We start from the raw sequence: 22,649 nt of genomic DNA, 5'->3' as shown, positions 1-22,649 counted from the left end.
TGCTGAACCCGATTTTTTATTTCCTCATTTGGTATTAGCCATTATGATGCATTTGGTTAAAATCTATATTTACGCCTAATCCTGAAGCGATTCTCATTCCTAAATCCAAATTAGCACGGAAGAAATGACATAGTTGTCGGTTGATGATATCATTCTTTTTAGGACCATCAATTTTGCTCATATGTCCCACGATATTATTAACCAAGTGGGTTCTATCCTCGTCGTTCATGGCTTTGGTATAGAGTAGACCAGGTTGCGTAAAATGGTCGTCGTCATTTTCATTTCTATCAAAATAAGCAACTTGATTGCTATCCAACTCGTATTCATAACCTTTATAAGCAGGGTCAGGACGAATGTCATCAAAGCTATTAGGATAGTAGTTTGGAGCATCTTCGTAATCTGAAGCATCTGCCATGACGCCATCTCTTTGGTAATTATTGACTTTATAAGGGCAACGGTTGACCTTTAATTGATGAGCGTTGACCCCAACACGGTATCGATGTGCATCTGAATAAGAAAATAATCGCCCTTGCAACATTTTATCAGGGGAAAAGCTGATGCCATCTACCATATGGCTTGGCGAAAATACCGACTGCTCTACTTCGGCAAAATAATTTTTTGGAATCTCGTTCAGTTCCATAACACCGACTTCAATCAATGGAAATTCTTCGTGTGGCCATACTTTGGTGACATCAAAGGGGTTCCAGCGGAATTCTCTAGATTGTGCTTCTGTCATTACTTGGATAAACATCGTCCATTTAGGGAAGTGTCCTGCTTCAATTTTATTAACCAAATCTTCTTGTGCAAAATCTGGATTTTCCCCTTTCATTTTAGTCGCCTCAGCATCGGTGAAATTTTTGATACCTTGTTGGGTTTTTAAGTGGAATTTAACCCAGACTCTTTCATTTTTATCATTGATCATAGAAAAAGTGTGGGAACCATAGCCGTTCATATGGCGATAACCGTAAGGAGTACCTCTGTCTGACATTAGAATTAAAACTTGGTGTAAAGATTCTGGATTAAGCGACCAGAAATCCCACATCATGGTATGGCTTTTTAGGTTAGTTTTTGGGTGTCTTTTTTGCGTATGAATAAAGTCTGGAAATTTTTTTGCATCTTTAATGAAGAATACTGGTGTATTATTACCTACTAAATCCCAATTGCCATCTTCAGTATAGAATTTTAGAGCAAAACCTCTAGGGTCTCTTTCGGTATCGGCACTGCCTCTTTCGCCCCCAACGGTAGAAAAACGGGCAAACATTTTGCAAGTATTTCCTACTTTAGAAAATAATTTCGCTCTGGTATATTGGCTAATATCATGAGTCACCGTAAAGGTACCATAAGCACCACTACCATTGGCGTGTACCACTCTTTCAGGGATTCGCTCTCTTACGAAATGGGCTAAATTTTCTTGTAATATAAAATCCTGTAATAATACAGGCCCTCTAGGTCCTACGGTTTGAGAATTTTCGTGTTCGTAGTATGGTAAACCAGAGTTATTAGTTAATTTTTTATCAGACATAATCTTTGCTTTTAATTTGCTATACAAAATTAGTGCTAAACTTATTAAAGAGTTGTATATTTGTGCATAAATATTTTGAATAACATTTATCATCGTTATTATGAATATCCAGCAATTAGAATATTTAATCGCCGTAGATAAATACAAACATTTTGGTAAAGCAGCTAAAGCATGCTTTGTAACCCAACCAACACTAAGTGCTATGGTGCAAAAACTAGAAGAGGAACTCAAAGTTAAAATTTTCGACCGCACCCAGCACCCTATCCGTACGACGGATTCGGGAAAAGAAATTTTAAATTATGCGTATCGTATCATCGACCAAGTTAATGAAATGGTGGGCAAAGCCAATGCGCTAAACGATATGGTGGCTGGGGCATTAAATTTAGGGATTATTCCTACGCTTTCCCCTTATGTGGTGCCACACGAAATTTTCGATTTTCTAGGCGAGCATAGCGATATCGAAATGGAAGTGAAAGAAATGAGTACAGATAGTATTATCAAGGCATTAAAAAGTGGAGAAATTGATGCTGGAATCATTGCGACGCCTTATAAAAAAGCAGAAGAGTTTTTTAAAGATGAACTCTTTAATGAAGAGTTGATGATTTACTCTACGCTGTCCATTAATGATAAAAAAGAAGACCAGTTTATTTTACCAGAAGATATAGATTTGGAAAAAGTATGGCTTCTAGAAGAAGGCAATTGCTTAAGCACCCAGTTTGAAAATATTTGCAACTTAAAAGAAAACCACCTAAAACCTAAAAACCTTCAATTTAAGGGTTCGAGTATCAGTACATTGATTCAGATGGTAGACCGTGTGGGTGGAGCTACACTATTGCCTGAACTGGCAGCAAAACAACTGCCTGAAAGTCAGCAAAAAAAAATTTCAAGATTAAGACGCCCTTTTCCCTATCGAGAAATTAGTTTAATCTATTATAAACCCACCTATAAGCAAAAAATTATTGATGCATTGAAACGATATATTAGTACCATCATTAAAGAAAAATTGAATTACTATCAATCCCCAAACGACTATATTAATGTTAAACCTGAATAATCTAATGAAGCAAAATACCTCCCTTAAAGTTCTATTTCTTATTGTACTTTGTTTATGTCTATATATTGGTGGATTTTTCGCTTCGTATCCCTATTTACTTGATGCTGAAGTTAAAAATGTAAGTTTGTTTGATACAGTTAGAAATGTCATGGAGTATAGTGTGATGTATATTTCACTGATGCTTTTTTGTGCTTTTTTATACCAAAAAGGTAAGTTTTTAAGGGTAATATCATCCATCATTTTAGTTTTATTAAGCCTTAATTTTATGATTTCCGCATCCTGCTTTTTTATATACGAGCAGGGATTTAATATCGGGATGATGGTGAGTATACTAGATACGAATGTCGCAGAAAGTTTAAGTATGGTCAAAACTTTAGTTTTACCTATATTATTTTCTGTATTGTTTTTTATATGTAGTTGGTTTTTAGTGAAATACTTATCTAAAATTAGATATTCTTTGGTCTTAAAGTTAATGATGTCATTATGGCTTTTGATGCCTGTAATATTTTATCTTAAACATCGATTTATAAGCAATAAAGGTGGTGGTTTTATGGTAAAGAACGCCCTTTACCATGGTAAGGATTTGGTAGGTGCCTATAACTTTAGAAATGAAATGGATAAGGTTAAAAATAATAAAGTGACCTATCATTTAGAACCCTATAATTCGGATGCTCAAGTGCCTCAAAATATCGTGGTGTTTATTGGTGAGTCGGCGAGAAGACAGAATATGAGTCTCTACGGCTATAACCAGCGAAATACTACGCCTTTAGTATCAAAAGAAATTCAAAACATAAAGTTATTTACCCATGCTTACGCTCCCGCGGCAATTACCAATTTGGCAGTGCCAATCATTTTGAGCAATGTGGAAATGAATGATTATAGTAAGAATTTTTTAAGCATTAGCGATAATATTGTGAATGTAGCGAATCATTTGGGGTACGAAACCTATTGGCTCAGTACCCAAGGAGGGGCTAGGGGAATTACTGCCATTGCTTCTTTTGCTAAGAATAAAGCGTGGGTTAATGGTTATGATGAGGTATTACTACCCGAGTTGGCGAATATATTAAATAATAATAGCACTACGGCTTCAAAAAAAATGATTATAGTACATATCAATGGTAGCCATCCATATAGTTGTGATAAATACCCTGCCAAAGAAGAAATTTGGAAAGGCGATATTGATGATTGCTATGATAATTCTATACGATATACCGATAAAATTTTAGGACAAACCATACAAAAGTTGAAAAACACAAACTCTGTTTTAGTGTATGTATCAGACCATGGGCAAGTAAAAAAAGAGGGGGTATATAGTCATGGGGATTATAGAGAAGCGGTACAAGTACCTTATTTTATTTGGTATTCGCCACTGTATAAAACCAATGAAAGAAATACGGTTGTTAAAGATACCATTTCAACGAGCAGTCTATATTCTACAGTTTTACAATTGATGAATGTAAGGAATCCGAAAGCTGTTAATAACCAAGGAAAATACCTAAAACTAGATATGAGTACAATAGATTATATGGATTTGAAATAAACAATTTAATTAAACCTGAATAATATCAACTTGTACAAGATAAAATTCTTTTATAAATTTGCATTTCGAATTAAGAGGAAAAATTTGGCTGATTGCAACCTCATTAAAAAATGCTAAAACAGAGTTTCTATTTTAGACCATTTTTCGTCTTTGCATATTAGCCTTTTTTCAGTTTTTTAACTTTAATAAAAAGAAAATATGCCTTACTTATTTACATCAGAATCCGTTTCTGAAGGACATCCCGATAAAATAGCCGACCAAATTTCAGACGCACTTATCGACCATTTTTTAGCCTATGACCCTAATTCTAAAGTCGCTTGCGAAACTCTAGTGACTACGGGACAAGTGATTTTGGCGGGGGAAGTGAAGTCTTCCGCTTATTTAGATGTGCAAACCATTGCCCGAGAGGTGATTAATGATATTGGCTATACCAAAGGCGAATATATGTTTAATGGTAATTCTTGTGGTGTCCTTTCTGCCATCCATGAGCAGTCGCCAGAAATCAACCAAGGCGTGGATAGAATCACAGATACTGATGATTTTGAAACGAAAGCCAATGCACAAGGGGCGGGTGACCAAGGGATTATGTTTGGTTATGCGACTAATGAGACGGAAAACTATATGCCTCTAGCCCTGGATTTAGCCCATGCTATTTTGCAGGAATTATCAAAAATTAGAAAAGAAAATACAGATATTACTTACCTTAGACCCGATGCTAAAAGTCAGGTAACGATAGAATATTCCGATGACCATAAGCCGATACGAATTGATAGTATCGTGATTTCTACACAGCATGATGAGTTTGATGAAGATGTGGCGATGCTTCAAAAAATAAGAACGGACTTAACCGAAATTTTGATGCCGAGAGTCATTAAAAACCAAAAACCTGAAATACAAAAATTATTTAATGACGATATTAAATACCATATCAATCCAACGGGAAAATTTGTTATTGGTGGGCCTCATGGGGATTCTGGGCTTACGGGAAGAAAAATCATTGTAGATACTTATGGCGGTAAAGGTGCGCATGGTGGTGGTGCATTTTCTGGTAAAGACCCTTCAAAAGTAGATAGAAGTGCGGCATATGCAATGCGTCATATTGCTAAAAACTTAGTGGCTGCTGGGGTGGCAGATGAGGTTTTGGTTCAGGTGTCTTATGCGATTGGGGTGGCGGAACCTTGTGGACTTTACATCAATACTTACGGAACTTCTAAAGTTAATGAAACTGATGGCACTATCGCTAAAAAAGTAAGCGAGTTATTTGATTTAAGGCCTTATGCTATCGAAACGCATCTAAAACTTAGAAATCCGATTTACCAAGAAACCGCCGCTTACGGACATATGGGAAGAACACCGTATGTGGCAGATAAAACTTTTAATAAGGGCTTAGAAAAAGAGAAGACGCTTAAAAATTTAGAATTTTTTACTTGGGAAAAACTTGACCGCGTAGAAGATATTAAACAAGCGTTTGGTTTACAGTAGATTATCGATGTTTAAAGCCTGAATAATAGACGGCATCAATAGCAGAAATATACAAAGATTAAGACTAAAGATTGAAACACATTAAATTAATGCTTATATTTGAGCGAACTAAAAAATAAATTTTATGTCATTTGAATTACCAAAATTAGGCTATGCATACGATGCATTAGAACCAAGTATAGATGCGAAAACAATGGAAATCCACTATACAAAACACCACCAAGGCTATGTAAACAACCTTAACAAAGCAGTAGAAGGTACGCCGATGGAAAACAAATCTCTAGAAGAATTGTGCAAGACCGAAAGTGATAATACAGCCGTAAGAAACAACGGAGGTGGACACTACAACCACAGTTTATTCTGGGAAATTTTAACCCCTGGTGGAAGCAAAGAGCCTGTAGGAAATGTAAAAGCAGCGATTGAAAAAATGGGTGGTTTTGAAAAATTTAAAAATGATTTTTCTGAAGCCGCTAAAACAAGATTCGGTTCTGGATGGGCGTGGCTATGTAAGAAAGAAGATGGTTCTTTAGAAGTTTGTTCATCTGCCAACCAAGATAATCCCTTGATGCCAAATATAGGCTGTGGTGGTACGCCAATTCTTGGATTAGATGTTTGGGAGCACGCTTACTACTTAAACTACCAAAACAGAAGACCAGACTATGTATCTGCATTTTTTGATGTGATTAACTGGGACAAAGTAGAAGAAAAATACAACCAATAATTAACGGTAGATTTCTAATATTACAACGGCCATCTTCTTATGAGGATGGTCGTTTTTTTATAAATATTTAAGATAAGGCTTTATTTTATCCAGTCGTTTAAGGTATTGAATTTGGCTACTGATGATAATAGAAATTAGAAAAAATATAAAGATGAGGAAACATAAGAATACAAATCCTCTGTTAGAATAATGCCCATGCAATAGATTGTATATCATAGGAATACTTTCTTCTAAATTTCCATAAGAACTTAAAGCTGCACCAATGCCACCCAGCATAGCTGTACTGATACCATCAAAGACCGTGAGGGTGTAATTTTGATATTGGTGTCTAAGTGTAAATTCTTTTCTGTGGTAAATGAAAATAAATAACGGAGCGAATATTATAATAAAATAGAATATCATCAATGTCCAATAAAAGAATGTTTGGGTGGATATATAGGCGAGAGGAAATAGGACTAAAATTATTATTAGAGCAGTAGGAATGGCTTTTTTAGCCACGGTTTTATAGGCTTCTTTTTGGAATTTTTTCATTAATGGTGTAATGTCATCAAAGCTATATAAGGCTTCGTAAGTCATTTTAAGTTCGCTAATCCATCGGGTTTTGGTCATATCAAAGGCTTCGTCAAAATTTTTATCTTCTACTTCCATCAAATGCGTCATTTGAGTAATGAAATGGTCTTCCACTTCCATCAACACATCAATAGATAATTTTCTTGAAATAAGGTAGTTGCGAATCTGTGTTAATTGTGTTTCAGTCATGATGAAATAGATTGCTTAGTATTAAACTTTTTATAGATAATAAAACCGATGAGTACCATAATGAAAACCACAGCCCCAACAACGATTTCCGATGAATAGAGGTTTATACCATTCTTCCAATGTTGATATACTTGCAACTCTAGGTAATTGCTGATTTTTAGAGAAAGGTTGAGCATTACTCTATAAGGACTACGGTACGGGAAAATATCGGAAAGAAATTGAATCGCTATCATCTGAGTAAAACATTTTTATTATGAATATGGAAGTAAATCAGTTTTTTATGACATGAAGAAATCCCATAGGTATTTTTTAATTTGAAAAATTTCTGTAGAGTTAAGCATCGTTTTACAATTTTAAGTTGATTTTCTTTTCCAGAAGCCCAATGGTCTTTTTATATTCTCTGTAGGAAATTATACCAGCAATACAAAAATAGACTCCCATTAAAAACATAAATAGATTATTGAAAATTGGTATAAATAATGTGTCATAATTATAATAGTTTTTCGTTTCGAAATGATAAATGATATTCATAGACCTTTCAAAAATTTCGTATCCTCCCATTACTCTTAAGAAAATGTAAGCCATTCCAGCACCTATAAAAAAATTCGAACATTTCTGTAATATGCCGATTGATTTAGAGTAATTCCTTCTACATGTCTTTATCACTTTCCAATCGAAAATAATGATAAATAAGGCTACTAAAAATAGCACTACATTAATGAAGTTCCAATAATAATACGCCATTTTAAAATTATACCATCCGAGTATTAACAATATCAATACTAGTGGAATAAAATATTTTAGAGTTTGAATATGAACATGTTTAATAACAGAATTTAAAGTCTCTTTATGAATTTTGGTTATTTCTCTTTTAGGCGAAAACCAATATCTTTTAACCATAGTTAGGTCATTCTTCCATTCTGATTTTGTAGCTTTAAAAACTTCATCAAAAGAAAGTCCATCCTGAAACATAAGGTGGTCGATATGCTCTACCATATGGTCTTGGATTTCTACAACCAATTCTAAAGGTAGACTCTTTTGTAGTAAATAATCTGTAATATGTTGAAGTTCTTGTTGAGATAGCATACTAATTCATTTTAAGGTTGAAAATCGTATTCAAGTTAAAGATATAACTCTTCATTTCTGCTTCTTCCTCCGCTTGTTGGCGTTTGCCTTTTTCAGTCAGCAGATAATACTTTCTATCTCTACCATTTATTTTTTGAACTTCGGATTCTATTATGCCGTCGCTTTCTAGTTTATGGAGAATTGGATAGAGGGCACCTTCGGTCATTTGTAGGTGACCTTTGGTCAGTTCTTTGGCGCGTTGCGTCATTTGGTAACCATACATTTTTACTTCTTTAGCTAGAAGTTTTAGAATAATGTTTTGGAGTGTGCCTTTATACAATGCATTTTTTTTCATAGCGAATCTTCTATTAATACCTCGCAAATATATACATAATTTTCTTATGTATAAAAATTATTTTTTAATTTTTTTTAGTTGAAATTGGTGTCTGTTATTGAAGTTTATTTAGTTGATAAATAGTATGTTGTTGGTTTGAAAATTTTTTGTAATTTCGCACCCTCAAAAAATATAAGAAATGAAAAAAACAATTTTAATGGCTTTGGCCTTAGTAGGAATGAATGTTGTGGCTCAGGAAGTCCCTAGCGACAGCATAGGCGGATGGACTGTTGTAGGACAAAACACATTGATGTTAAACCAAGCAGCTTTCTCTAACTGGGTAGGCGGTGGAGCAAACAATGTAGGTTGGATTGCGGGAACTAATTACAATATGACTTACAGAGAGAATGGTGATCTTTGGGAGAATAATATTGTATTAGGTTATGGGCAAACTAATACTCAAGGTGTGGGTAGTAGAAAAACTCAAGATGTTATTAATTTGTCAACTAACTACGGTAGAAAAATTTCTAATAACTGGTATGCGTCTGCAGGAGCGAGCTTAGATACTCAGTTTGCACCAGGATATGATTATGCAGGTAATAGTACTGTATTAAGTAATAAAATCGATAATGAAGGACATAAAAAAACTTCTAGTTTTATGGCTCCTGGTTATATAATGATGGGTGCAGGTTTTACTTATACACCAAACAAAAACTTTACAGCCACACTTCGCCCTGCTAATGCGAGATGGACAATCGTTTCAGATAAAGATTTACAAAGCAAAGGAAACTTTGGTCTTAAAAATGATGGAGACTCTTCATTATTTCAATTTGGTTTCCTAGGAACTGCTATGTATAGAGTTCAATTAATGGAAAATATATCATTAGACAATACTGCATCGGTATTTTCAAATTATTTAGAGAATCCAGATCATTTGGTGTTAGGTTATAATGGTGCATTAAATATGAAGATTAATAAATATATTTCTTCAGTAGTGACTTTAGGATTAATCTATGATCATAACCAAATTAAGAAAACTCAGCTTAAACAAACTTTAGGTGTTGGTTTTTCTTACAATATCGGTAACAAATAAGGCTAACATTATGTTAAATACTAAGGCAGTCACTTTTTTTAGTGGCTGTTTTTTTTGTTTTAATAGTTTATTTTGTATCCATTATATTAATCCTTACTTTTGTCGAGTGAAAATAGAAAAAATCATACTAGGCATAGACCCAGGGACTACGGTGATGGGGTTTGGAATCATTTCGGTTTTAGGAAACCAAATGGAATTGGTATCCATCCACGAGTTGATTTTAAAAAAATACCCCAACCACGAAACCAAGCTTAAATATATTTTTGAGCGTACCCTAGCTTTAATTGATGAATTTCACCCCGATGAGGTAGCATTAGAAGCACCCTTCTATGGTAAGAATGTGCAGAGTATGCTCAAACTAGGTCGGGCGCAAGGTGTAGCAATGGCAGCTAGCCTATATAGAGATATTCCCATTACAGAATATTCCCCTAAAAAAATCAAAATGGCGATTACAGGAAATGGTAATGCCAGTAAGGAGCAAGTGGCAGGGATGCTTAAAAAATTACTGAATTTAAAGGCATTTCCTACAAAATATCTAGATGCCACAGATGGCTTGGCTGTTGCGGTGTGCCACCATTACAATTCAGGAAAAATAGAAACGGGCAAAAACTATTCGGGTTGGGATAGTTTTATTAAGCAAAACCCCGACCGCGTCAAGTAAAACATTTTCAACTAATTGTTTGTCAGTTCAAAAAAAGTTTGTATATTTGCACTCTCAAATTGAGGGTGGAGTGTGCCTATTTCAAAAGTAGAAATCGCCAAACCCTTTGTTGAGGACGAAAAGAATAAATTAACTATATTAATTTTAATAATGTCAGGTATTATTGGAAAAAAAATCGGTATGACATCGTTGTTTGACGAGGCTGGGAAAAATATTCCTTGCACCGTTATTCAAGCAGGTCCATGCTCGGTTTTACAGGTCAGAACCGAAGAGACTGACGGCTATAAGTCCGTACAGCTAGGTTTCGATGACAAGAGTGAAAAGAATGTCGGAAAGGCATTGGCTGGTCATTTTAAAAAGGCTGGTTCTACTCCTAAAGCGAAGTTGGTAGAATTCTATCATGCATTTGTTGATACGCTTAAAGTAGGAGATGAAGTGAAGGTAGACCTTTTCAAAGAGGGAGAGTATGTAGATGTTACAGGAACTTCTAAAGGTAAAGGTTTTCAAGGGGTTGTTAAAAGACACGGCTTCGGTGGTGTAATGCAGGCAACTCACGGACAGCACAACAGATTAAGAGCTCCAGGTTCTATTGGTGCAGGTTCAGACCCATCGAGAGTATTCAAGGGGATGAGAATGGCAGGTAGAATGGGAGGTAAGCAGGTGACTGTTCAAAACCTTCAAGTGTTAAAAGTAGATGAAGAACAAAATCTTTTAGTAGTAAAAGGTGCTGTTCCAGGAGCTAAAAATTCTTATGTAATTATCAGAAAATGGAACTAAAAGTATTAAATACATCAGGAAAAGAAACTGGAAGAACCATCGCTTTAGACGATGCGATTTTCGGTATAGAGCCTAACCAGCACGCTGTTTACTTAGAAGTTAAGCAATACCTTGCTGCACAAAGACAAGGAACGCATAAAGCTAAAGAAAGAAGCGAAATTACCGCTTCTACTAGAAAGCTTAAAAAGCAAAAAGGTTCAGGTTCTGCAAGATATGGTGATATTAAGTCGCCAATATTCAAAGGTGGAGGTAGAATTTTCGGTCCGAAACCAAGAGATTATAGATTCAAATTAAATAAAGCTCTTAAAAGATTAGCTAAAAAATCTGTGCTTTCTCAGAAAGTAAAAGATAATAGCGTAAAGGTGTTAGAAGATTTTTCATTTGATGCGCCTAAGACTAAAGATTTCATCAATGTAGTGAATGCTTTAGGTTTAGAAGGTAAAAAGTCTTTATTCATCCTTGGTGAAGCTAATAAGAATGTATATCTTTCTTCTAGAAACTTACCAAAATCACAAGTGAAAACGTTTAACGAGATTTCATCTTACGATTTAGTAAATGCTGGAGAAGTGGTATTCTTAGAAGGTGCGGTAGAGAAATTTCAAGAAAATTTAAGAAAATAAGTCATGTCAGTAATCATAAAACCAATTATTTCAGAAAAGGCTTCTAATTTGTCTGATTTGAGAGGCGTTTATAGTTTCTTAGTAGATACTAAAGCGAACAAAATCCAAATCAAACAAGCTGTAGAAGAAGCTTATAGTGTAAAGGTAGCAGATGTAAGAACCATGATTTATGCGCCTAAAGTTTCTGCCAAGTACACTAAAAAGGGACTTCAAATTGGGAAAACCAATAAACTAAAGAAAGCAATGGTTCAGCTTGTAGAAGGTGAATTCATTGATATTTTTGCAACTAATTAATAATTATAAATAATAGTAATGTCTGTTAGAAAATTAAAACCTATCACCCCAGGACAGAGATTCAGAATTGTAAACAATTTTGATGAGATTACTACCAACAAACCTGAGAAAAGCCTTACTGTAGGTCTTTCGAAGAAAGGCGGTCGTAACAATACGGGTAAGATGACCATGCGTTACACTGGAGGTGGACACAAAAGAAAGTACAGAATCATTGACTTCAAAAGAAACAAATTTGATGTTAAGGCAACTGTAAAAACTGTGGAATACGATCCAAATAGAACTGCTTTTATCGCACTTCTTGAGTATGCGGATGGAGAGAAAAGATATATGATCGCTCCAAACGGTATTAAAGTGGGACAAACTGTAGTATCTGGTGATTCGGCTACTCCTGATGTTGGTAACGCAATGAAACTAAAAAACATTCCTTTGGGTACTGTAATTTCTTGCATCGAATTGAGACCTGGACAAGGGGCAATTTTAGCGAGAAGTGCTGGTTCATCAGCGCAATTAACTTCTAGAGATGGTAAATTTGCTATCGTGAAGTTACCTTCAGGGGAATCAAGAATGATTTTAGTAGAATGTATGGCTACCATCGGTTCAGTGTCTAACTCAGACCATCAATTAACAGTATCTGGTAAAGCAGGTAGAAGCAGATGGTTAGGTAGAAGACCAAGAACTAGAGCAGTAGCAATGAACCCAGTAGATCACCCAATGGGTGGTGGTGAAGGTAGATCTTCAGGTGGACACCCAAGATCTAGAAACGGTAAACCAGCGAAAGGTTACAAGACGAGAAAGAAAAATAAAGTGTCTAACCGTTACATCGTATCCAAAAGAAAATAATTATGGCAAGATCACTTAAAAAAGGACCTTACATTCACTACTCATTAGAGAAGAAGGTTCAAGCGAATATAGAGTCTGGTAAAAAGACAGTAATTAAAACATGGTCTAGAGCATCTATGATTTCTCCAGACATGGTAGGTCAAACTATAGCTGTACACAACGGGAAATCTTTTATCCCTGTATATGTTACAGAAAATATGGTAGGACACAAGTTAGGCGAATTTTCTCCAACACGATCTTTTAGAGGTCATAGTGGTAACAAAAATAAAGGTAGCAGATAATCATTATGGGAAAAAGAAAACAAGACAGTGCATTAGCACGCAAAGTAGCGAATCAGGATGTGGTAAAAGCCCGTCTTAATGATTGCCCATCTTCTCCTAGAAAAATGAGACTCGTTGCTGATATCATTAGAGGAGAAAATGTAGATAAAGCATTATATATTCTTAAATATTCAAAAAAAGAAGCTTCTAACAAATTAGAAAAACTCCTTCTTTCTGCAATTGCTAACTGGCAAAACAAAAATGAAGGGGCAGATATCGAAGAGGCTAACCTTTTTGTAAAAGAAATATATGTAGATAGTGCAAGACAATTGAAGAGATTGCGTCCTGCACCACAAGGTAGAGGTCATAGAATTAGAAAAAGATCTAATCATGTGACATTAGTATTAGGTTCAAAAACAGATAATCAATAATCAAGATATGGGACAGAAAACAAATCCAATTGGTAATAGATTAGGTATCATCAGAGGATGGGATTCTAACTGGTTTGGTGGTAACGATTATGGAGACAGAATCGCAGAAGACTACAAAATCAGAAGATATCTTGAAGCAAGATTATCCAAAGGTGGTGTATCTAGAATTTATATAGAAAGAACACTTAAACTCGTTACAGTAACTATTACGACTGCTAGACCGGGATTAATCATCGGTAAAGGTGGTCAAGAGGTAGACAAACTGAAAGAAGAGCTTAAGAAATTAACAGGTAAAGATATTCAAATCAATATCTTTGAAATCAAAAGACCAGAATTAGACGCTGTATTAGTAGCGGATAGCGTAGCAAGACAAATCGAAAACAGAATCTCTTACAGAAGAGCCGTTAAGATGGCTATTGCTAGTGCGATGAGAATGGGTGCAGAAGGAATTAAAATCCAAATCTCAGGAAGACTAAACGGTGCTGAAATGGCAAGAAGTGAATCTTTTAAAGAGGGAAGAATTCCATTATCTACTTTCAGAGCAGATATAGATTACCACATTGCAGAAGCACATACTACTTATGGTAGATTAGGTGTAAAAGTGTGGATCATGAAAGGAGAAGTGTATGGAAAAAGAGAACTTTCTCCTTTAGTAGGTACACAGAAAAAACCTTCTGGAAGAAAAAGAGATAGAAAATAATTTAATTAGGAGTTAGAAGATAGAAATTAGAAATTAGATCTTCCGTTACAAGAGCTGAATTTAATTTTTTTCAATCTAACATCTAACATCTAACATCTAATATATAAAATTATGTTACAACCAAGAAGAACCAAATTCCGTAAGGTTCAGAAAATGAAAATGAAGGGCAATGCCAACAGAGGACATAGGCTTGCTTACGGAACATTCGGTATCAAAGCGACAGAAGGCGCTTGGATTACTGCAAGACAGATCGAAGCTGCGCGTATCGCTGCAACGAGATATATGAAAAGAGAGGGACAACTATGGATTAAAATATTTCCAGATAAACCTGTAACTAAGAAACCAGCCGAAGTAAGGATGGGTAAAGGTAAAGGTGCTGTAGAATATTGGGTAGCTGTAGTAAAACCTGGCAAAATTATGTTTGAAATCGGAGGTGTACCTTACGATGTGGCAAAAGAAGCGTTAAGGCTTGCTGCTCAGAAACTTCCTGTGGTTACTAAGTTTGTCGTAGCGAATGATTTTGTTAAACCTCAATAATCTTTGATAATATGAAAAATACTGAAATTAAAAATCTAAGTGTAGAGGATTTAAAAAACAAATTGGCTGAAGATAGAGCAGTTTACAACAAGTTGAAATTAGCTCACAGAATCAGCCCGATTGAAAATCCTATCCAAATCAGAGATTTGAGAAAGAACATCGCGAGACTTGAGACTGAACTAACTAAGAAACAACAATAAGAATTTCATTTTATTATGGAAAGAAATTTAAGAAAAGAAAGAATCGGAGTAGTTTCGAGCAATAAAATGGAAAAAACCATTGTTGTTAGTGAAACTATGAAAATGAAACATCCGATGTACGGTAAATTCGTAATGAAAACGAAAAAATATACCGCACACGACGAGAACAACGAATGCAACGAAGGTGATACTGTTTTAATCCAAGAAACAAGACCTTTGAGTAAGAATAAAAGATGGAGATTAGTAAGAATCATAGAAAGAGCTAAGTAATGTTACAAACAGAATCAAGATTAAAAGTAGCTGATAATACTGGTGCAAAAGAAGTATTAGTAATCAGAGTTTTGGGAGGGACCAAAAGAAGATATGCATCTGTGGGTGATAAAATTGTAGTGACTATCAAAGATTCTACTCCTACAGGAAACGCAAAAAAAGGACAAGTATCTAAAGCCGTAGTGGTAAGAACTAAAAAAGCAGTAAGAAGAAAAGATGGATCCTACATCTCTTTTGACGATAATGCATGTGTACTTCTTAACACTGCTGGTGAAATGAGAGGAACGCGTGTTTTCGGACCCGTGGCTCGTGAGTTGAGAGATAAGGAATACATGAAGATTATTTCATTAGCTCCTGAAGTACTTTAATTTTTAAAAATTTTAAGACAATGACTAAAGTTAAAATTAAAAGAGGTGACCATGTTATCGTGACCACTGGAAAAAATAAAGGGAGCAAAGGGGAAGTTCTTCAAGTAATCAGAAAAGAAGGAAAAGGTCCTAGAGTAATTGTTGCAGGTATCAACATTGTAAAAAAACACACGAAGCCTTCTGCAGCGAACCCTCAAGGTGGTATCGTAGAAAAAGAAGCTTCTATCCATATCTCTAATGTGGCTTTGATGGATGAAAACGGAAAAGCGACTAAAGTAGGTTACAAAATGGATGGAGATAAAAAAGTAAGAGTAGCAAAGACTACTGGTAAATCTTTATAATATACAACGATGGAATATATAGCAAGACCTAAAAAATTATATAAAGAGAAAATTGTTCCTGCAATGATGGAAGAATTTGGGTACAAGTCAATTATGCAAGTGCCTAGATTAGAAAAAATCGTTGTATCTCAAGGTTTGGGAGCAGCTACTGCAGATAAGAAAATTGTAGACTATGCTGTGGAAGAATTAACCGCTATTACTGGGCAAAAAGCTGTAGGTACCCTTTCTAAGAAAGACGAAGCGTCTTTCAAATTAAGAAAAGGAATGCCTATCGGTGCTAAGGTAACACTAAGAGCAGATAAAATGTACGAGTTTCTAGATAGACTTACTTCTTCTGCTTTACCAAGAATTAGAGATTTCAACGGAATCAAAGCTGATGGTTTTGATGGTAGAGGAAACTATAACTTAGGTATTACCGAGCAAATTATTTTCCCAGAGATTGTAATCGATAAAGTAAAGAAAATCCAAGGAATGGACATTACTTTCGTTACAACTGCACAGACGGATAAAGAAGCGAAAGCATTATTAACACACTTCGGTTTACCATTTAAAAAGAACTAAGAATGGCAAAAGAATCAATGAAAGCGCGTGAGCGCAAAAGAGAAGCGTTAGTAGCAAAATATGCTGCCAAAAGAAAAGCGCTAAAAGAAGCTGGAGATTACGAAGCATTACAAAAATTACCAAAAAATGCTTCACCTGTAAGACTACACAACAGATGTAAACTAACAGGTAGACCAAGAGGATATATGAGAACTTTTGGTATTTCCAGAGTAACTTTCAGAGAAATGGCCAACCAAGGTCTTATCCCTGGAGTTAAAAAAGCAAGTTGGTAATAATTTTTAACAAATCAAGATAATTAAGTTGGTTGGATTATTTCCCAGATTTAATGCAACCAATACTGATTATCATTAACCAATAATTTAATAAACGAAACATGGTAACAGATCCAATTTCAGATTTCCTAACTAGAGTAAGGAACGCACAAAGCGCAGGCCACAAAGTGGTGGAAATTCCTGCATCAAAAATCAAAAAGGAGATTACTAAAATCTTATTTGATCAAGGATATATCCTAAACTACAAATTTGAAGACAATGCTGTACAAGGGAATATCAAAATCGCTTTAAAATACGACAAGAAAACTGGGAAACCAGCCATCAAATCTATTCAAAGAGCTTCAAGACCAGGTCTTAGACAGTACAAAGGTTCAGCAGAACTTCCAAGAGTATTAAACGGACTAGGTGTGGCTATTATCTCTACTTCTAAAGGGGTAATGACGGATAAAAAAGCGAGACAAGAGAAAGTAGGTGGAGAGGTAATCTGCTATGTATATTAATTTTTAATTAAAGGAAAATGTCAAGAATTGGTAACGCAATTATAACAATCCCTTCCGATGTTACAATCACTGAAAAAGATGGTGTAGTAACAGTAAAAGGTCCTAAAGGAGAATTGACTCAGGAGCTTAAAGAAGGTATTACAGTAGAACAAAAAGATGGCGAACTTTCTGTAAGTAGACCATCTGAATCTAAACAACATAAAGCACTACATGGTCTTTATAGAGCATTAATCAACAATATGGTGGTTGGTGTTTCTGAAGGATTTACTAAAAAATTAGAACTTGTAGGGGTAGGTTATAGAGCATCTCATCAAGGACAAAGACTTGATTTGGCTCTAGGTTTCTCGCATGGTATCATTATGGAACTTCCAGATGAAGTGAAAGTAGATACTTTGACAGAAAAAGGTAAAAACCCTATTATTACTTTGTCTTCTTATGACAAACAACTATTGGGTATGGTAGCTGCTAAAATCAGATCTTTCAGAAAACCTGAGCCATATAAAGGAAAAGGTGTAAGATTTGTAGGAGAACAAATTAGAAGAAAAGCTGGTAAATCTGCTTAAAATTTAAGAATATGGCACTAAATAAAGAACAGAAAAGATTAAGAATAAAGAAAAGAGTAAGAGGAAAAATCTCTGGAACTCAGGCAGCACCTAGATTATCTGTATACAAAAGTAACAAAGAAATCTATGCTCAATTAATCGACGATAATGATGGTAAAACTTTAGCTCAGGCTTCTTCAAGAGAAAAAGGCGTAGATGCTAAAGGTACTAAAGTAGAAATTTCTACTGCTGTAGGTAAAGCAATTGCTGAAAAAGCATTGGCTGCAGGAATAGAAAAAGTAGTATTCGATAGAAATGGTTTCGTGTATCATGGTAGAGTAAAAGCTCTTGCTGATGGTGCTAGAGAAGGAGGTTTGAAATTTTAAAAATTAAAAAATTATGTTAGGATTAGATAATATAGAAAGAGTAAAACCTGGAGGTCTAGAACTAGTAGATCGTTTAGTAGCTGTAAACAGAGTTACTAAAGTAACTAAAGGTGGTAGAGCGTTTGGTTTCTCTGCAATCGTGGTTGTAGGAAATGAAGATGGCGTAATTGGATATGGTCTTGGTAAGTCCAAAGAGGTAGCTTCTGCTATTTCTAAGGCGGTAGAAGATGCTAAGAAAAACTTAGTGAAAGTTCCAATTATCAACCACACCATTCCTCACGAAACTTCAGCAAGATACGGTGGTGCAAACATCTTTTTAAGACCCGCAGCACACGGTACAGGATTAATTGCAGGTGGTGCAGTAAGAGCGGTACTAGAATCTGCAGGTGTACACGATATCCTTTCAAAATCTAAAGGTTCTTCTAACCCTCACAATGTGGTGAAAGCTACTTTCAAAGCATTATTGGATATCAGAAGACCTGAAGAAATTGCAAGAATGAGAGGAGTGACATTAGATAAAGTGTTTAACGGTTAATTTTTTGAAACATGGCAACAGTTAAAGTAAAACAAGTTAAAAGTGCTATTGGTAGAACTAAAACTCAAAAGAGAACTCTTGAAGCTTTAGGATTCAAAAAGTTACACCAAGTAGTAGAACATGAGGCTACCCCTGCAATCCTTGGAATGATTGCAACCGTAAGCCACTTAGTAGAAGTTCAAAAATAGAAATATAGAGGAGAGATGAGATTTAAGCATTGCAAGTCTTAAATTTCAGTTTCTCAAATCTTGAAATCTCAAATCTAAAAATAATGAATTTAAATAATATTAAACCAGCTAGTGGTTCTACCCACAATTCTAAAAGAATCGGTAGAGGACAAGGTAGTGGTAAAGGTGGTACTTCCACAAAAGGACACAAAGGACAAAAGTCTCGTTCTGGTTACTCTATGAAAATAGGTTTCGAGGGTGGACAAATGCCTTTACAAAGAAGATTACCTAAATTTGGATTTAATAATATCAACAGGAAAGAATACAGAGCCATCAATTTAGATGTTATTCAAAACTTAATTGATACTAAAAATGTATCTGGAGATATTACTAAAGATGTTTTAGTAGAATATAGATTAGCTTCTAAAAATGATTTAATCAAAATCATGGGTAGAGGAGAGTTGAAATCCGCTGTATCTATTTCAGCACACAAATTTACTAAATCTGCCGAAGAGCTTATTAATAAAGCAGGAGGTAAAGCCGTTACCCTATAATTTTTACAATGAAAGAATTTATACAAACACTCAAAAATATTTGGAATCTTAAGGAGCTTAGAGAAAAAATTCTCTTTACTCTAGGAATGATATTGGTGTATAGATTCGCATCCTATATCTCACTACCTGCTATCAACATGACGGAAGTTGGTACGCTATTGCAGCAGTATCAAAACCAAGGAGGTAGCAAGCAAGGTGCAGGTTTATTAGGTTTACTATCGTCATTTACTGGAGGTGCGTTTAGTCGTGCTTCCATTATGGCGTTAGGGATTATGCCGTATATCTCTGCATCCATCATTGTTCAGTTGATGGGGATGGCTATTCCTTACTTACAGAAACTACAGAAAGATGGAGAGTCGGGTAGAAATACCTTAAATCAGATTACGCGTTGGCTTACCATTGCGGTATGTTTGGTTCAGGCACCATCTTATTTAGGTTCTATCACAGGATTATTTTTACCTTATTCTAACTTCGCTTCCGCTTATTATGTGGAGCCTACCTCTATTATGTTTTGGTTACCAAGTATTGTAATCTTGGTGGCAGGTTCTGTATTTGCGATGTGGTTAGGAGAAAAAATTACAGATAAAGGAATTGGTAATGGTATTTCCATCTTGATTATGGTGGGGATTTTAGCCGACTTACCAATGGCTTTTGTACAAGAAGTAACAACCCAAACGGGTAAAGGTGGAATGGGAACGATTATGATTTTAGTGGAAATCCTATTCTGGTTATTGGTTGTACTATTAGCAATTATTCTTTCTGTAGCGGTAAGAAAAATTCCTATTCAGTATGTAAGTAGAGCACAGGCTAGAGGTGGAGTTAATAAAAACTTAATGCAAGGGGCAAGACAATGGATTCCATTAAAAGTGAATGCTTCTGGTGTAATGCCGATTATCTTTGCTCAAGCGTTGATGTTTGTTCCAGGACTCTTAACTAAGTTTGATGAATCCAACACCTTTTTAGCAGGATTTAAAAATGTATTCAGTTGGCAATACAATGTATTGTTTGCGATACTGATTATAATCTTCTCATTTTTCTACACTGCGATTACAATTCCTGTAAATCAAATGGCAGATGATTTGAAGAGAAATGGTGGATTAATCCCTAAAGTACGACCTGGAAAAGAGACCGCAGACTATTTAGATGATATTTTATCTAAAATAACTTTGCCTGGTGCGATATTTTTGTCTATCTTTGCAGTCCTTCCTGCAATTGTGCATGGAAGTTTTGTGCAGACAGATAGATTTGCTCTGTTTTTTGGAGGGACTTCACTGTTGATTATGGTTGGGGTAATTCTAGATACAGTACAGCAAATCAATACTTATTTGTTGAGTCACAATATTGATGGTTTAATGAAGTCTAAACTTTCGAGAACCACTAAATAATAAAAGATAGATTTTATATTATGGCGAAACAAAAACATATTGAACAAGATGGCGTGATAGTGGAAGCACTATCCAACGCTATGTTTAGAGTAGAACTAGAAAATGGGCATGTCCTCATCGCTCATATTTCTGGTAAGATGAGGATGCACTATATAAAACTTCTTCCTGGAGACAAAGTGAAATTGGAACTTTCCCCTTATGATTTGTCTAAAGGCAGAATTACATTTAGATATTAACCAAAGCAATAATCCTTTTAATAGGTTTATCGCATAAAGAAAAAATTATGAAAGTAAGAGCATCAATTAAGAAGAGAAGTGCAGAATGCAAAATCGTAAGAAGAAAAGGTATTCTGTATGTGATTAACAAAAAGAACCCTAAATTTAAACAAAGACAAGGCTAATTTAGCAAAATTAAATTATGGCGAGAATTGCAGGTATTGATTTACCAAAAAACAAAAGAGGCGTTATAGGACTTACCTATATCTACGGAATAGGGAGAAGCACCGCGTCGGAAATTTTGAAGAACGCTGGAATCAGCGAAGACAAGAAAGTCAACGAATGGAATGACGATGAATTGGCTGCTATCAGAAACTACATCTCAGACAACATCAAAGTTGAAGGAGAATTACGTTCTGAAGTGCAATTAAACATCAAGCGATTGATGGATATAGGATGCCAACGAGGAATACGTCACAGACTGGGATTACCTTTAAGAGGCCAAAGAACGAAAAACAATTCTAGAACCCGTAAAGGAAAAAGAAAAACTGTTGCTAACAAGAAGAAGGCAAGTAAATAATCGTTAGGAATTATGGCAAAACAAACTAAAGTAACGAAAAAAAGAAAAGTAAAAGTTGAAGCAATTGGCGAGGCACATATCCAAGCTACTTTCAACAACATCATTATTTCTTTAACTAATAAGAACGGAGAGGTTATCTCTTGGTCTTCTGCTGGTAAAATGGGCTTTAGAGGTTCTAAAAAGAACACTCCTTTTGCAGCTCAAATGGCAGCTGAAAACTGTGCAGCAGTAGCACACGAAGCTGGACTTAGAAGAGTAAAGGTATTTGTAAAAGGACCTGGGGCAGGTAGAGAATCTGCTATCAGATCTATTCACAATTCTGGTATCGAAGTGAGCGAGATTGTGGATGTTACACCTATGCCACACAACGGATGTAGACCACCAAAAAGAAGAAGAGTATAATCTATATTTGCAGTCGCAACTTTTTTGAGTTGTACTTCAAATCAAATAATTAAAGAAATATGGCAAGATATATTGGACCTAAAACTAAGATTGCAAGAAAATTTGGTGCGGCAATCTATGGAGACGATAAAAACTTCGAAAGAAGAAAAAATCAACCGCCTGGACAACATGGACCAAACAAGAGAAGAGGGGCTAAAAAATCTGAATATGCAGTACAGTTAGCAGAAAAACAAAAAGCTAAATATACTTATGGTATTCTAGAAAGACAGTTCTCTAACTTGTTTAAAAAAGCTCACGCTAGCAAAGGTGTAACTGGTGAAGTTCTACTTCAACTTTGCGAATCTAGATTGGATAATGTTGTTTACAGATTAGGTTTCGCTAAAACTAGAGCAGCAGCGAGACAATTAGTATCACACAGACACATCTTAGTGAATGGAGAAATTGTAAATATTCCTTCATACGCTCTAAAAGCTGGTGATAAAATCTCTATCAGAGCTAAGTCTAAATCACTAGATGTGATTGAAGATGCTCTGGCATCAAAATCTAATTACGAATGGTTACAGTTTAATGATGAAACTAAGGAAGGTACTTTTACTAGTGCCCCTGAAAGAATTCAGATTCCTGAGGACATCAAAGAACAGTTAATCGTCGAATTATACTCTAAATAATCATCAAATTTTT

At 35.3% G+C, this 22,649-nt stretch carries 37 protein-coding genes; 32 read left to right on the top strand and 5 right to left on the bottom strand.

Features of this window, described 5'->3' with window-relative positions:
- Positions 1–34: 34 nt before the first annotated feature.
- A complete protein-coding gene (locus C237_RS0105115; protein ID WP_018675423.1) occupies positions 35–1,522 on the bottom strand; it encodes a catalase in 1,488 nt (495 codons plus the stop codon).
- Between the two features lie 100 nt (positions 1,523–1,622).
- On the opposite strand from C237_RS0105115, the gene C237_RS0105110 reads away from it, so the two are divergent.
- The 4 genes from C237_RS0105110 (at position 1,623) to C237_RS0105095 (ending at position 6,319) form a co-directional block, all read left to right on the top strand.
- Entirely contained in the window at positions 1,623–2,576 is a 954-nt protein-coding gene (locus tag C237_RS0105110) for a hydrogen peroxide-inducible genes activator (RefSeq protein WP_018675422.1), read from the top strand.
- A gap of 4 nt (positions 2,577–2,580) precedes the next feature.
- A complete protein-coding gene (locus C237_RS0105105) occupies positions 2,581–4,116 on the top strand; it encodes a phosphoethanolamine transferase (protein WP_051081506.1) in 1,536 nt (511 codons plus the stop codon).
- Positions 4,117–4,314: 198 nt separating this feature from the next.
- Positions 4,315–5,598: a methionine adenosyltransferase gene (gene metK, locus C237_RS0105100; RefSeq protein ID WP_018675420.1), complete on the top strand. Its 1,284-nt coding sequence runs from the start codon at positions 4,315–4,317 to the stop codon at positions 5,596–5,598.
- Positions 5,599–5,722: 124 nt separating this feature from the next.
- Positions 5,723–6,319 carry a superoxide dismutase gene (locus C237_RS0105095; protein ID WP_018675419.1) on the top strand — a complete coding sequence of 199 codons (597 nt, stop codon included), beginning with the start codon at positions 5,723–5,725 and terminating at the stop codon, positions 6,317–6,319.
- 57 nt (positions 6,320–6,376) lie between these two features.
- Here the strand turns inward: C237_RS0105095 and C237_RS13905 are convergent, their stop codons facing one another.
- The 4 genes from C237_RS13905 to C237_RS0105075 form a co-directional block, all read right to left on the bottom strand.
- Entirely contained in the window at positions 6,377–7,078 is a 702-nt protein-coding gene (locus C237_RS13905) for a hypothetical protein (RefSeq protein WP_018675418.1), read from the bottom strand.
- Positions 7,075–7,311 carry a hypothetical protein gene (locus tag C237_RS12945; protein WP_018675417.1) on the bottom strand — a complete coding sequence of 79 codons (237 nt, stop codon included), beginning with the start codon at positions 7,309–7,311 and terminating at the stop codon, positions 7,075–7,077. The genes C237_RS13905 and C237_RS12945 overlap by 4 nt, the downstream gene beginning before the upstream one ends.
- A 112-nt stretch (positions 7,312–7,423) precedes the next feature.
- Positions 7,424–8,164 carry a hypothetical protein gene (locus C237_RS0105080; RefSeq protein WP_018675416.1) on the bottom strand — a complete coding sequence of 247 codons (741 nt, stop codon included), beginning with the start codon at positions 8,162–8,164 and terminating at the stop codon, positions 7,424–7,426.
- Position 8,165: 1 nt separating this feature from the next.
- Positions 8,166–8,498 (bottom strand): PadR family transcriptional regulator, encoded by a 333-nt coding sequence (locus C237_RS0105075; protein WP_018675415.1) that lies wholly within the window; start codon positions 8,496–8,498, stop codon positions 8,166–8,168.
- 178 nt (positions 8,499–8,676) lie between these two features.
- Here C237_RS0105075 and C237_RS0105070 point away from each other — a divergent pair, with 178 nt between their 5' ends.
- The 28 genes from C237_RS0105070 (at position 8,677) to rpsD (ending at position 22,636) form a co-directional block, all read left to right on the top strand.
- On the top strand, positions 8,677–9,570 hold the full coding sequence (locus tag C237_RS0105070) for a DUF3078 domain-containing protein (protein WP_018675414.1): 894 nt from the start codon (positions 8,677–8,679) through the stop codon (positions 9,568–9,570).
- Positions 9,571–9,676: 106 nt separating this feature from the next.
- Complete coding sequence (gene ruvC, locus C237_RS0105065) at positions 9,677–10,231, top strand: crossover junction endodeoxyribonuclease RuvC (protein WP_018675413.1); 555 nt, start codon at positions 9,677–9,679, stop codon at positions 10,229–10,231.
- Between the two features lie 150 nt (positions 10,232–10,381).
- Entirely contained in the window at positions 10,382–11,008 is a 627-nt protein-coding gene (rplC, locus tag C237_RS0105060; protein WP_026315503.1) for a 50S ribosomal protein L3, read from the top strand.
- Positions 10,999–11,628 carry a 50S ribosomal protein L4 gene (gene rplD / locus C237_RS0105055; protein ID WP_018675411.1) on the top strand — a complete coding sequence of 210 codons (630 nt, stop codon included), beginning with the start codon at positions 10,999–11,001 and terminating at the stop codon, positions 11,626–11,628. Before rplC ends, rplD begins: the two co-directional genes overlap by 10 nt.
- A gap of 3 nt (positions 11,629–11,631) precedes the next feature.
- Positions 11,632–11,922 carry a 50S ribosomal protein L23 gene (rplW, locus tag C237_RS0105050; RefSeq protein ID WP_018675410.1) on the top strand — a complete coding sequence of 97 codons (291 nt, stop codon included), beginning with the start codon at positions 11,632–11,634 and terminating at the stop codon, positions 11,920–11,922.
- Between the two features lie 18 nt (positions 11,923–11,940).
- A complete protein-coding gene (gene rplB / locus C237_RS0105045; protein ID WP_018675409.1) occupies positions 11,941–12,762 on the top strand; it encodes a 50S ribosomal protein L2 in 822 nt (273 codons plus the stop codon).
- A 2-nt stretch (positions 12,763–12,764) separates the two neighbouring features.
- On the top strand, positions 12,765–13,043 hold the full coding sequence (rpsS, locus tag C237_RS0105040) for a 30S ribosomal protein S19 (RefSeq protein WP_018675408.1): 279 nt from the start codon (positions 12,765–12,767) through the stop codon (positions 13,041–13,043).
- 5 nt (positions 13,044–13,048) lie between these two features.
- Positions 13,049–13,453, top strand: a complete 405-nt coding sequence (rplV, locus tag C237_RS0105035) for a 50S ribosomal protein L22 (RefSeq protein ID WP_018675407.1) — start codon at positions 13,049–13,051, stop codon at positions 13,451–13,453.
- 7 nt (positions 13,454–13,460) lie between these two features.
- Positions 13,461–14,153: a 30S ribosomal protein S3 gene (gene rpsC / locus C237_RS0105030; RefSeq protein ID WP_018675406.1), complete on the top strand. Its 693-nt coding sequence runs from the start codon at positions 13,461–13,463 to the stop codon at positions 14,151–14,153.
- 111 nt (positions 14,154–14,264) lie between these two features.
- Positions 14,265–14,690, top strand: coding sequence for a 50S ribosomal protein L16 (gene rplP / locus C237_RS0105025; RefSeq protein ID WP_018675405.1), 426 nt, complete (start codon positions 14,265–14,267; stop codon positions 14,688–14,690).
- An 11-nt stretch (positions 14,691–14,701) separates the two neighbouring features.
- The gene (gene rpmC / locus C237_RS0105020; protein WP_018675404.1) at positions 14,702–14,890 is read left to right on the top strand and encodes a 50S ribosomal protein L29; all 189 of its coding nucleotides are present in this window, start codon (positions 14,702–14,704) and stop codon (positions 14,888–14,890) included.
- Between the two features lie 15 nt (positions 14,891–14,905).
- A complete protein-coding gene (gene rpsQ / locus C237_RS0105015) occupies positions 14,906–15,160 on the top strand; it encodes a 30S ribosomal protein S17 (RefSeq protein ID WP_018675403.1) in 255 nt (84 codons plus the stop codon).
- Entirely contained in the window at positions 15,160–15,528 is a 369-nt protein-coding gene (gene rplN, locus C237_RS0105010; protein ID WP_018675402.1) for a 50S ribosomal protein L14, read from the top strand. Before rpsQ ends, rplN begins: the two co-directional genes overlap by 1 nt.
- A gap of 20 nt (positions 15,529–15,548) precedes the next feature.
- The gene (gene rplX / locus C237_RS0105005) at positions 15,549–15,869 is read left to right on the top strand and encodes a 50S ribosomal protein L24 (protein ID WP_018675401.1); all 321 of its coding nucleotides are present in this window, start codon (positions 15,549–15,551) and stop codon (positions 15,867–15,869) included.
- 9 nt (positions 15,870–15,878) lie between these two features.
- The gene (gene rplE, locus C237_RS0105000) at positions 15,879–16,430 is read left to right on the top strand and encodes a 50S ribosomal protein L5 (RefSeq protein ID WP_018675400.1); all 552 of its coding nucleotides are present in this window, start codon (positions 15,879–15,881) and stop codon (positions 16,428–16,430) included.
- Positions 16,431–16,432: 2 nt separating this feature from the next.
- Positions 16,433–16,702, top strand: coding sequence for a 30S ribosomal protein S14 (rpsN, locus tag C237_RS0104995; RefSeq protein WP_004917337.1), 270 nt, complete (start codon positions 16,433–16,435; stop codon positions 16,700–16,702).
- 101 nt (positions 16,703–16,803) lie between these two features.
- Complete coding sequence (gene rpsH / locus C237_RS0104990; RefSeq protein WP_018675399.1) at positions 16,804–17,202, top strand: 30S ribosomal protein S8; 399 nt, start codon at positions 16,804–16,806, stop codon at positions 17,200–17,202.
- Between the two features lie 17 nt (positions 17,203–17,219).
- Complete coding sequence (rplF, locus tag C237_RS0104985; RefSeq protein WP_018675398.1) at positions 17,220–17,765, top strand: 50S ribosomal protein L6; 546 nt, start codon at positions 17,220–17,222, stop codon at positions 17,763–17,765.
- An 11-nt stretch (positions 17,766–17,776) separates the two neighbouring features.
- Positions 17,777–18,130, top strand: coding sequence for a 50S ribosomal protein L18 (gene rplR / locus C237_RS0104980; protein ID WP_018675397.1), 354 nt, complete (start codon positions 17,777–17,779; stop codon positions 18,128–18,130).
- A gap of 13 nt (positions 18,131–18,143) precedes the next feature.
- The gene (rpsE, locus tag C237_RS0104975) at positions 18,144–18,665 is read left to right on the top strand and encodes a 30S ribosomal protein S5 (RefSeq protein ID WP_018675396.1); all 522 of its coding nucleotides are present in this window, start codon (positions 18,144–18,146) and stop codon (positions 18,663–18,665) included.
- A gap of 11 nt (positions 18,666–18,676) precedes the next feature.
- Positions 18,677–18,853, top strand: a complete 177-nt coding sequence (gene rpmD / locus C237_RS0104970; protein WP_018675395.1) for a 50S ribosomal protein L30 — start codon at positions 18,677–18,679, stop codon at positions 18,851–18,853.
- Positions 18,854–18,936: 83 nt separating this feature from the next.
- Entirely contained in the window at positions 18,937–19,386 is a 450-nt protein-coding gene (gene rplO, locus C237_RS0104965) for a 50S ribosomal protein L15 (RefSeq protein ID WP_018675394.1), read from the top strand.
- A gap of 8 nt (positions 19,387–19,394) precedes the next feature.
- The gene (gene secY, locus C237_RS0104960) at positions 19,395–20,771 is read left to right on the top strand and encodes a preprotein translocase subunit SecY (RefSeq protein WP_018675393.1); all 1,377 of its coding nucleotides are present in this window, start codon (positions 19,395–19,397) and stop codon (positions 20,769–20,771) included.
- 20 nt (positions 20,772–20,791) lie between these two features.
- Positions 20,792–21,007, top strand: a complete 216-nt coding sequence (infA, locus tag C237_RS0104955; protein WP_004917349.1) for a translation initiation factor IF-1 — start codon at positions 20,792–20,794, stop codon at positions 21,005–21,007.
- Between the two features lie 47 nt (positions 21,008–21,054).
- Positions 21,055–21,171 carry a 50S ribosomal protein L36 gene (rpmJ, locus tag C237_RS14215; RefSeq protein ID WP_083917639.1) on the top strand — a complete coding sequence of 39 codons (117 nt, stop codon included), beginning with the start codon at positions 21,055–21,057 and terminating at the stop codon, positions 21,169–21,171.
- 17 nt (positions 21,172–21,188) lie between these two features.
- Positions 21,189–21,566, top strand: coding sequence for a 30S ribosomal protein S13 (gene rpsM / locus C237_RS0104950; RefSeq protein WP_018675392.1), 378 nt, complete (start codon positions 21,189–21,191; stop codon positions 21,564–21,566).
- 12 nt (positions 21,567–21,578) lie between these two features.
- Positions 21,579–21,968, top strand: a complete 390-nt coding sequence (gene rpsK / locus C237_RS0104945; protein ID WP_018675391.1) for a 30S ribosomal protein S11 — start codon at positions 21,579–21,581, stop codon at positions 21,966–21,968.
- Between the two features lie 59 nt (positions 21,969–22,027).
- Positions 22,028–22,636, top strand: a complete 609-nt coding sequence (gene rpsD, locus C237_RS0104940; RefSeq protein ID WP_018675390.1) for a 30S ribosomal protein S4 — start codon at positions 22,028–22,030, stop codon at positions 22,634–22,636.
- The last annotated feature ends 13 nt before the right edge of the window (positions 22,637–22,649 follow it).

It is taken from the genome of Riemerella columbina DSM 16469 (assembly GCF_000374405.1).
In the GTDB taxonomy this organism is placed as follows: Bacteria; Bacteroidota; Bacteroidia; order Flavobacteriales; family Weeksellaceae; genus Riemerella; species Riemerella columbina.
This window is presented reverse-complemented; position numbering and strand designations above follow the sequence as displayed.

What these genes read in the sequence shown, in the direction of transcription:
- metK (WP_018675420.1), top strand. Translation starts at nt 4,315, where the DNA reads ATGCCTTACTTATTTACATCAGAATCCGTTTCTGAAGGACATCCCGAT.
- rpsS (WP_018675408.1), top strand. Translation starts at nt 12,765, where the DNA reads ATGGCAAGATCACTTAAAAAAGGACCTTACATTCACTACTCATTAGAG.
- rpsE (WP_018675396.1), top strand. Translation starts at nt 18,144, where the DNA reads ATGTTAGGATTAGATAATATAGAAAGAGTAAAACCTGGAGGTCTAGAA.
- C237_RS0105115 (WP_018675423.1), bottom strand. Translation starts at nt 1,522, where the DNA reads ATGTCTGATAAAAAATTAACTAATAACTCTGGTTTACCATACTACGAA.
- rplV (WP_018675407.1), top strand. Translation starts at nt 13,049, where the DNA reads ATGGGAAAAAGAAAACAAGACAGTGCATTAGCACGCAAAGTAGCGAAT.
- rplR (WP_018675397.1), top strand. Translation starts at nt 17,777, where the DNA reads ATGGCACTAAATAAAGAACAGAAAAGATTAAGAATAAAGAAAAGAGTA.
- C237_RS0105080 (WP_018675416.1), bottom strand. Translation starts at nt 8,164, where the DNA reads ATGCTATCTCAACAAGAACTTCAACATATTACAGATTATTTACTACAA.
- rpmJ (WP_083917639.1), top strand. Translation starts at nt 21,055, where the DNA reads ATGAAAGTAAGAGCATCAATTAAGAAGAGAAGTGCAGAATGCAAAATC.
- C237_RS0105095 (WP_018675419.1), top strand. Translation starts at nt 5,723, where the DNA reads ATGTCATTTGAATTACCAAAATTAGGCTATGCATACGATGCATTAGAA.
- rpsM (WP_018675392.1), top strand. Translation starts at nt 21,189, where the DNA reads ATGGCGAGAATTGCAGGTATTGATTTACCAAAAAACAAAAGAGGCGTT.
- rpmC (WP_018675404.1), top strand. Translation starts at nt 14,702, where the DNA reads ATGAAAAATACTGAAATTAAAAATCTAAGTGTAGAGGATTTAAAAAAC.
- C237_RS13905 (WP_018675418.1), bottom strand. Translation starts at nt 7,078, where the DNA reads ATGACTGAAACACAATTAACACAGATTCGCAACTACCTTATTTCAAGA.
- rpsQ (WP_018675403.1), top strand. Translation starts at nt 14,906, where the DNA reads ATGGAAAGAAATTTAAGAAAAGAAAGAATCGGAGTAGTTTCGAGCAAT.
- rpmD (WP_018675395.1), top strand. Translation starts at nt 18,677, where the DNA reads ATGGCAACAGTTAAAGTAAAACAAGTTAAAAGTGCTATTGGTAGAACT.
- rplP (WP_018675405.1), top strand. Translation starts at nt 14,265, where the DNA reads ATGTTACAACCAAGAAGAACCAAATTCCGTAAGGTTCAGAAAATGAAA.
- rpsD (WP_018675390.1), top strand. Translation starts at nt 22,028, where the DNA reads ATGGCAAGATATATTGGACCTAAAACTAAGATTGCAAGAAAATTTGGT.
- rplN (WP_018675402.1), top strand. Translation starts at nt 15,160, where the DNA reads ATGTTACAAACAGAATCAAGATTAAAAGTAGCTGATAATACTGGTGCA.
- secY (WP_018675393.1), top strand. Translation starts at nt 19,395, where the DNA reads ATGAAAGAATTTATACAAACACTCAAAAATATTTGGAATCTTAAGGAG.
- rplF (WP_018675398.1), top strand. Translation starts at nt 17,220, where the DNA reads ATGTCAAGAATTGGTAACGCAATTATAACAATCCCTTCCGATGTTACA.
- rpsH (WP_018675399.1), top strand. Translation starts at nt 16,804, where the DNA reads ATGGTAACAGATCCAATTTCAGATTTCCTAACTAGAGTAAGGAACGCA.
- C237_RS0105070 (WP_018675414.1), top strand. Translation starts at nt 8,677, where the DNA reads ATGAAAAAAACAATTTTAATGGCTTTGGCCTTAGTAGGAATGAATGTT.
- rpsC (WP_018675406.1), top strand. Translation starts at nt 13,461, where the DNA reads ATGGGACAGAAAACAAATCCAATTGGTAATAGATTAGGTATCATCAGA.
- rplX (WP_018675401.1), top strand. Translation starts at nt 15,549, where the DNA reads ATGACTAAAGTTAAAATTAAAAGAGGTGACCATGTTATCGTGACCACT.
- rplD (WP_018675411.1), top strand. Translation starts at nt 10,999, where the DNA reads ATGGAACTAAAAGTATTAAATACATCAGGAAAAGAAACTGGAAGAACC.
- C237_RS0105110 (WP_018675422.1), top strand. Translation starts at nt 1,623, where the DNA reads ATGAATATCCAGCAATTAGAATATTTAATCGCCGTAGATAAATACAAA.
- rpsN (WP_004917337.1), top strand. Translation starts at nt 16,433, where the DNA reads ATGGCAAAAGAATCAATGAAAGCGCGTGAGCGCAAAAGAGAAGCGTTA.
- C237_RS12945 (WP_018675417.1), bottom strand. Translation starts at nt 7,311, where the DNA reads ATGATAGCGATTCAATTTCTTTCCGATATTTTCCCGTACCGTAGTCCT.
- infA (WP_004917349.1), top strand. Translation starts at nt 20,792, where the DNA reads ATGGCGAAACAAAAACATATTGAACAAGATGGCGTGATAGTGGAAGCA.
- C237_RS0105105 (WP_051081506.1), top strand. Translation starts at nt 2,581, where the DNA reads ATGAAGCAAAATACCTCCCTTAAAGTTCTATTTCTTATTGTACTTTGT.
- rplE (WP_018675400.1), top strand. Translation starts at nt 15,879, where the DNA reads ATGGAATATATAGCAAGACCTAAAAAATTATATAAAGAGAAAATTGTT.
- rpsK (WP_018675391.1), top strand. Translation starts at nt 21,579, where the DNA reads ATGGCAAAACAAACTAAAGTAACGAAAAAAAGAAAAGTAAAAGTTGAA.
- rplO (WP_018675394.1), top strand. Translation starts at nt 18,937, where the DNA reads ATGAATTTAAATAATATTAAACCAGCTAGTGGTTCTACCCACAATTCT.
- C237_RS0105075 (WP_018675415.1), bottom strand. Translation starts at nt 8,498, where the DNA reads ATGAAAAAAAATGCATTGTATAAAGGCACACTCCAAAACATTATTCTA.
- rplW (WP_018675410.1), top strand. Translation starts at nt 11,632, where the DNA reads ATGTCAGTAATCATAAAACCAATTATTTCAGAAAAGGCTTCTAATTTG.
- rplC (WP_026315503.1), top strand. Translation starts at nt 10,382, where the DNA reads ATGTCAGGTATTATTGGAAAAAAAATCGGTATGACATCGTTGTTTGAC.
- rplB (WP_018675409.1), top strand. Translation starts at nt 11,941, where the DNA reads ATGTCTGTTAGAAAATTAAAACCTATCACCCCAGGACAGAGATTCAGA.